This window comes from Streptomyces sp. bgisy159, assembly GCF_965341775.1.
Lineage (GTDB): Bacteria > Actinomycetota > Actinomycetes > Streptomycetales > Streptomycetaceae > Streptomyces.
On sequence record NZ_CBDQZH010000089.1, the window covers coordinates 1 to 6,560 of the forward strand.

The 6,560-nt window shown below is 67.8% G+C and carries 6 protein-coding genes and 1 pseudogene; 6 read left to right on the top strand and 1 reads right to left on the bottom strand.

From position 1 onward, the window contains the following. From ACSLTV_RS35635 to ACSLTV_RS35645, 3 genes and pseudogenes are all read left to right on the top strand, one after another. Nucleotides 1-502 (top strand): annotated as a pseudogene (locus ACSLTV_RS35635) (hypothetical protein); the annotation flags it as partial. 39 nt (nt 503-541) lie between these two features. Beyond that, nucleotides 542-1,522 carry an asparaginase gene (locus ACSLTV_RS35640; RefSeq protein ID WP_435613683.1) on the top strand — a complete coding sequence of 327 codons (981 nt, stop codon included), beginning with the start codon at nt 542-544 and terminating at the stop codon, nt 1,520-1,522. A gap of 27 nt (nt 1,523-1,549) precedes the next feature. After that, nucleotides 1,550-2,011: a PPC domain-containing DNA-binding protein gene (locus ACSLTV_RS35645; protein ID WP_435613684.1), complete on the top strand. Its 462-nt coding sequence runs from the start codon at nt 1,550-1,552 to the stop codon at nt 2,009-2,011. Nucleotides 2,012-2,042: 31 nt separating this feature from the next. Here ACSLTV_RS35645 and ACSLTV_RS35650 read toward each other — a convergent pair whose 3' ends face one another. Beyond that, nucleotides 2,043-2,684 (bottom strand): hypothetical protein, encoded by a 642-nt coding sequence (locus ACSLTV_RS35650; RefSeq protein WP_435613685.1) that lies wholly within the window; start codon nt 2,682-2,684, stop codon nt 2,043-2,045. Nucleotides 2,685-3,476: 792 nt separating this feature from the next. Between ACSLTV_RS35650 and ACSLTV_RS35655 the strand changes: the two genes are divergently transcribed. The 3 genes from ACSLTV_RS35655 to ACSLTV_RS35665 all read left to right on the top strand — a co-directional run. Further along, nucleotides 3,477-4,991 carry a transcriptional regulator gene (locus ACSLTV_RS35655; protein ID WP_435613686.1) on the top strand — a complete coding sequence of 505 codons (1,515 nt, stop codon included), beginning with the start codon at nt 3,477-3,479 and terminating at the stop codon, nt 4,989-4,991. A 10-nt stretch (nt 4,992-5,001) separates the two neighbouring features. Beyond that, nucleotides 5,002-5,865, top strand: a complete 864-nt coding sequence (locus ACSLTV_RS35660; protein WP_435613687.1) for a DciA family protein — start codon at nt 5,002-5,004, stop codon at nt 5,863-5,865. A gap of 67 nt (nt 5,866-5,932) precedes the next feature. After that, the coding region (locus ACSLTV_RS35665; protein WP_435613688.1) for a hypothetical protein at nt 5,933-6,560 on the top strand (628 nt) is incomplete at its 3' end.

Here is a 6,560-nt window from a genome sequence, read left to right on the forward strand (position 1 = left end):
TGGAAGCACGAGCACCCGGGCGTTCTGCATCCCGGAAGACATCGTGCGTTCCTCCCCGCGGTATGAACGGATCCTGTTGTTCCTGGCTGTAGCCCTGATGGAGTCCCTGGGGATCCATGCCCAGATCACTGCCGATCCCGCATATGAAGCCGTGGAAGGTTTCGTAGTGGCCCCCGACAAGGAAGCGGTGATCGCCAACTGGGTCCGGGGTGACGGGATGTGGCATGTCGACGTAACAGCCCGGTCCTCTGTCGTCCGGGAGTTCACGATCGCGGCACGCGACGTCAACGCGGACTCGCTCACGACCGCGCCAACGGCTGCCGGACGGCTCCGCGCTCTCGCCCAATACCTCGAGCTGCCGTGGTCGTGGCTCATCGAGCGGTGCAGCCAGCTCGCCCGGTACGGGTCGTCCGGGCTGATCCAGTCCCGCAGCCGGCTCGTCTCCGCGGCTGGCATTGACGCCGCATGCGCGTACGTAGGGTCTCTCCCGGCCGACATCTGACGCCACCACTCAGTCCGCATGTCCACGAAGGGAAAGAGCATGGCCGACAACGCCCGACGCGTCGCGGTGATCTCGCTAGGCGGCACCATCGCGATGACTACGCAGACTGACGGCGGCGCGACGCCGACGCTGTCGGCCGACGACCTGGTCGCGGCCGTACCGGGCCTTGCCGAAACCGGCATCGCTGTGGAGGTTCACGACTTCCGTCGACTACCCGGTGCCTCATTGGGTTTCTCCGACTTGCTCGAGCTGGCCGTGATGGTCGCGACGCTCCCAGTCGACGGCGTGGTCATCACCCAAGGGACAGACACGATCGAGGAGACCTCGTATCTGCTGGATCTCGTCACGACCGGCGACAAGCCGGTTGTAATCACGGGCGCCATGCGCAACGCGAGCATGGCCGGGGCGGACGGCCCAGCAAATGTACTCGCCTCCATCCGTGTCGCAGCCAGCACAGAGGCGCGGGGTACCGGATCCGTCGTCGTCTTCGGTGAGGAAATCCACGCTGCCCGCTGGGTTCGCAAAACTCACGCCACGAGCCCACTCGCTTTCACCTCATACCCCGGCCCGATTGGCTACGTCGCGGAAGACCGTGTCCGCATCACGGCTCGCCCCGGCAAATGCTCGACAATCGATCCCCGGAGCGCCGCATCTCCAGCACAGACGGCGATCGTCACGGTCGGTCTCGGCGACGACGGGACGATTCTGCAAGCCGTTGGTGACAAGGTCGACGGCCTGGTAGTCGCGGCGTTCGGGGCTGGCCATGTCCCCATGGCGTGCGTGGACGCACTCACCGATCTCGCCAAGCGCATGCCTGTCGTCCTCGCGACGCGCACGGGGTCTGGCCCCGTGCTCAGGCATACGTACGGCTTCCCGGGCTCCGAATCGGATCTGATTGCCCGCGGACTGATCCCCGCCAGTTCACTCGATCCGATCAAGGCACGCATCCTGCTGCAGCTGCTTCTGATGACGGCCGCCACCGCGGACCAGATCTCTAAGTCCTTCAACGCCCTCTCTTAACAACCCCAGCAGCCCCGGAGAACCAACTTGCGTAGCCATGAGCTCACCACCGGACGGACCTTTGCCGTCAACTTCGACCACGGCGACGACTTCTTCCCCACTCTCGCCGACTTCTGCCAGCAAAACGGCGTCCGGCACGGCTACATCCCGATGTTCATCGCCGGCTTCGCGGAAGCGGACATCGTCGGTGCGTGCGAGAAGCTCGAAGACCCCAACGCCCCGGTCTGGAGCAAGGTCCACGTCACTGGCGTGGAGGCGATGGGGTGTGGAACGCTCGCTTACGACGCCGAGACGGACTCGGTCTCGCCGCATATCCACACCACGCTGGGTGAGAAGGCACGGTCGGCCAACGGGTATACGAGCCATCTGCTCAACGCCCGCGTCCAGTTCCTCGTCGAAATGCTCGTCGTCGAAGTCATCTCACCCGTCATGACCCGACCGAAGAACCCGGATCTCTACGACGTCCCCCTGCTGACCTTCGGAACATGATTCACGAGCCACGGCCTTCAGCTAACGGATCTCACCCAGGAGGTGCAACGAAGGGATGAGCGAGGTGGCCTGGCGCTTCGCTGGACGACTCGTCGTCCGGGCTGGTCGGCGTAAGCGCGTGCAACGCGGCCTGGAGTGTCGACGTCTCCTGGTGCCACCGCTTCGGCGCGATGAGCTTCAGCCGCGGCGTCCCCTCTGGCGTAAGAACCTGGCTCTGACAGTCGATCACCGGGATGAGGCCCTGACTGTGGGCGTAGAGCAGTACAGGTTGTCGGGCGATGAGCGAGCGAAGTTCGAGTCGGGCCACCGGGCCAAATCGGTAGACCCGGCTTCCCGCACGTTTCTGCTTCCCCACTACTACAAGGCCGTCGACCTCTTGGGCGAATGCGTCCCAGTCGTACGGTCGGTCATCGCTGAAGACGCTGCGGTAGTGCAGGACCTCGACACCATCAGGCAACTCCTGCGCGATCTGCGCCAGCCAGTTCTCCCACTTTGGGTTGTTCATGGTTCTGGGGGCGGCGCTCACGTACACGCGCACCGCAGCTCCTGGCGCGCGGCTGGCGGCGAGTCGCTGCATGGCTGCTACGAAGCGTCGCTGTTGCAGCGGCGTGGCGAAGGAGTCCACGTCCAGGTCCAGGGCGTCGATCGGCGGTGCGTACATGCTGCTCATCATGCAGGTGTGATCTCCTGGGCGGGCGCAGAGGGACAGACGACGGCCGAGGTGGCGGTGCGTCAAGAAGCAATTATGCAAGGCCGACACGTCGTGGGGCGGGGTGTCGTTACGTGCGGCGAGGGGAGTACTGTGTCTGCGAATAAGATCAATATGGACATGGTTAAGCCCCGCGAGGCTGCACTCCGGGGCACGGCCGCAGACCAATCTAGGGATGGTCTCGACATGGTTCAGGGTACCCGTACCCTCGGGCAGGCACACAACAAGGCACCTGCCGCCGTAGTAGCGATGGATCACGCGTCGCTCCGGCAGGCTGGTGCCTTTCTCATGCTTCCGCACCGGACCGGATGCGGATACACCTCTCCCCGTGAGGGGGTCGAGATGAGGTAAGCCCTCGGGGGCGGCGCCCTTACGGGTCTTCTTGCCGCCCCGGGCCGCTGCCTGGTGATTGCAGTCACCGGGGTACAGCGCCCACCTGCTCTCCGGTCTGGCCTTGCAGGGCCTCCCGGAGGAGCTGTTCGACCGGTTGCAGCCGCCTCGAACAGTTCGATCTTTGGTTCTCCCAAACCACGAAGTGCCACGAGGGCCTTCGTTGTGCCCTCCTCCATAGAGAAGGAGCGCTAGGCACATGTTGCAGCATCCTGCTGCCCTTTGTCAGCCCAGTCATGCCCGATTGGCGCATTTTGCGCCGTCTATCACGTCACAGGTTCCGGCTGACCCCTGCGATTCGCCACTTCGACAGGCATCGCTGCAGCCGCGCATGTGCGTGCGATGCGCCCTGGCCGGAGTGGCCCGATGACGTTGGTGGCGGCGCAGGCCGCCGTGATGGTCCCTTCATCGCACACGTCTGTATTGCTGGTGGACCCCGTCGCCGTGCTGCCCGAGCTGTGGGTGCCGGAGGCGGAGCAGTGGCTGTCGTCGTCGGCGGGCCGGGTCGCGCCGGACGGATATAGCTGGATGCAGGCGGTGCACTGGGTGGCGGGGTCGGGGCTGTACCAGCCGCGGCGGCACCGCTCCACTGGGCTGCGCTCGTTCAATGCGACGACGGTGTACCTCGCGCAGTTGCTGGCGGAGCTTTCCCCCTGCTTCCCGGGTCTGAGCTATCTGCAGCGGCGTACGGGTCTGTCGGAGCGGATGGTGGAGTATCACCTGGCGGCTCTGCGGGAGACGGGGCTTCTGTCCTACATCGTGAAGGGCACGCGGAAGCGGGGCGAGGCGCCGCAGGCGTCCGAGTTCGCTCGGACGATCCCCCTCAAGTTCGACGAGGCGCTGGGGATCCGTACGAGGCAGTCCGACCAGGATGCGCCGGCGTTCACGCGGGTGATGGTCGGGATCGCGGAGGCGGGCCGGGAGCTAATGGCGAAGCTCGCGAAGAAGGCCAGCCGGAAGGTGCGCAGGCCGCGCTCGAAGACGTCATCGAGGGCCTCAGAAAAGGCTTCCGGGAAGCGGTCGTCCGGGACGGCTGTGACGGCTGTTTCAGACGGGTCGCGTTGCACCCCAATGGGGGGTGGTTCCTCAAGTGCTTCCACTGCGGGTTCTACTTCCTTCCCCCCTGAGAGCAAGCTCGCACGCGGGGGCAGCAAGTCATCCATCACGAAGAAGTCCGAGGCCAAGGCCGGTGGCCGCCGGAAGCTGAACCGCGTCGGGCGCAGGTTCCAGCTGGCCCGTGAGCTGACCCAGGAGCTGGACTGGCTGCGTGGCTGCTCGGTGCCTCGGATCGCGTGGGTGGTTCGGGACGTGGCTGATGCCGGATGGACGGTCGCCGAGGTCAGGGGCTGGTTGCACCTGCGCGGCGAGGCGGCCCGGGTCCGTCGGGGCTCCGGTTTGCTTGCCGCGCTGCTGGCGAACGCGGTGACGACCCTGGACACACCCGAGAAGCGGGCCTATGCCGTCGAGCAGTGGCGCTGTGCCCAGGAGGCAGCGCGCCGCCACCACATCCAGAAGGTCCGCGCCCGCACGGAGCGGTTCGACGGCGACTGGCAGGCCCCCACAAGTCTGGCCGTGCTGCGCGACGTGGAGCAGGCATTTGCTCAAGTCCGTGCGGTGACGAGCGGCGGCCGCGACCAACACCATCCCGCCGAAACGCACGATCACTGCGAGGACCTTGCGCTGACTGATCCGCAGGTCGAGGAGATGCGGGACCAGGTGCGGTGCGAGCTCATGCGAGGCCAGACGGACCTGATCGACCTGGCTGTCGATTCCATGGGCCGCGAGGCTGCCGAGCGCCTCTACGGGGCGGACCTGGTGCGCCGTGCCCGCCAGCTGGCTGGCGCTGCCCGTAGCTCGCACGTGTTCATCGGACGCCGGTAGGAGGCCCCAGATGACTGAAACAATCACGCCCGGAGGGCAGCCCGCCGATGGTGCCCCGGAGCTGTCCGGCGTCGACCTCGCGCGCATCGCTCTGCATCAGGCTCGTGCGGCTGCGAAGCAGCGCGGCGACACCGTGGATCGCGCTCCGCGCCGCCGTCGGCAGCAAGGCGTACGGCGTGAGGGACGCGAGCCGGCCGGGTTCGACGCCGTGCTTCAGGGCCTGATGGCTGACCGGGTCTGGGAGCTTCCAGCCGCCGGCGCAAGCGTGCTGAATCAGTGGCCGGACATCGCGGCCGCCATCTCGCCGCGTCTGCCTGACCATGTGCAGGCGCTCGCCTTCCACGCGGAGTCCGGGCAATTGGACCTGTGCCCGGACTCACCCGCCTACGCCACACAGCTCCGGTTGATCAGCGCCCGCATCGTCGCCGCGGTGAATCAGGCGGCCGGAACCGACGCCGTACGCACCATCCGGGTCCTGCCCGTCGGCGCCGCACCCGAGCCCCGTACGACGCAGTCCGCCCCCGCGGCCGCGGCCGGGCCGGAGGTGCCAGTGAAGACCCGGGAGATGGCGTCCGAGGGATTCCGCCAGGCGCTCGCCGCACACCAAGCGGCCCGGCCCGAGCAGCACGTCGACACGGCCATCGCGCAGGCAGCCGAAAGGCAGACCCGCGCCCTGCGCGAGCTCAGCGCCAGGGCGTTCCCGGAGACGGCCTCGGGCGACCAGCCGACCTTTATCGAGGCCGCCCGCGTCCAGCGCCGCCGTGAAGCGGAAGCCGCCCATGCCCTGGCATTGCGGCGCGCCCGGACCGAACGAGCTCAGCGATCCGGTGGGGCTGGTACGGCGCAGCCTCCGGAGGACCGGCGTACGGCGTGAAAGCGCAGGCCAGGGCGGAACGGCCGCTGCGCTCCAGGACTTCCCGGAGTGGCAGAAGATCCAGACGGTGCGCGGCGCGTTCGGCCACCTGTTTCGCGTCATGCGGGAGCGGGCCGGGGAGCACTTCGACCGACTGATGGGGGACATCCGCGTCGGCGAGTTCTTCCGCAAGATCTCGATCAACGCCTGCGAGAAGGTCGCCGGGTGGGCGCAGGCCGGGGCCGACCGGCTCCGGCGACGGGGCGAGAGGAAGGACGCCGATGCCGCGGCCGCCGATGCGCTGCCGAACGTCGCGGATGCCGCCACTGGCTACAGCTCCCCCCCCCCCGGCGGGGGTCGCAGCGGGCCGCCGCTGGCGTCGCGGGACACCGCATCCGCCACGGTGGACATCCCGGCGATGCGTCAGCTCGGGGAGGCGCTGTCCCGGCCGCTCCCCGGCGCCAAGGACGGGCGGGGCCCACGCGTCTCCGCGGCGGCCGCAGGGCAAGTCGACCACCCAGCGTGGGACGAAGAACGGGACGAAGAAGCCGAGCAGCACCACGAAGAAGCCGGGTGCCGCCGTAGAGCAGGCCGGACACTTGCGCCGGGGCGGCGCCGAGTCGCAGCAGCAGAATCACAAGCCGACGCAGCGCTGACCCGGACACGAACCAGGGCCCGGAGCGCCGACACGGCGGTCCGGGCCCTGGTGGTGGGGG

Coding starts and splice junctions, on each gene's coding strand:
- ACSLTV_RS35650 (WP_435613685.1), bottom strand. CDS start 2,684: ATGATGAGCAGCATGTACGCACCGCCGATCGACGCCCTGGACCTGGAC.
- ACSLTV_RS35660 (WP_435613687.1), top strand. CDS start 5,002: ATGACTGAAACAATCACGCCCGGAGGGCAGCCCGCCGATGGTGCCCCG.
- ACSLTV_RS35655 (WP_435613686.1), top strand. CDS start 3,477: ATGACGTTGGTGGCGGCGCAGGCCGCCGTGATGGTCCCTTCATCGCAC.
- ACSLTV_RS35640 (WP_435613683.1), top strand. CDS start 542: ATGGCCGACAACGCCCGACGCGTCGCGGTGATCTCGCTAGGCGGCACC.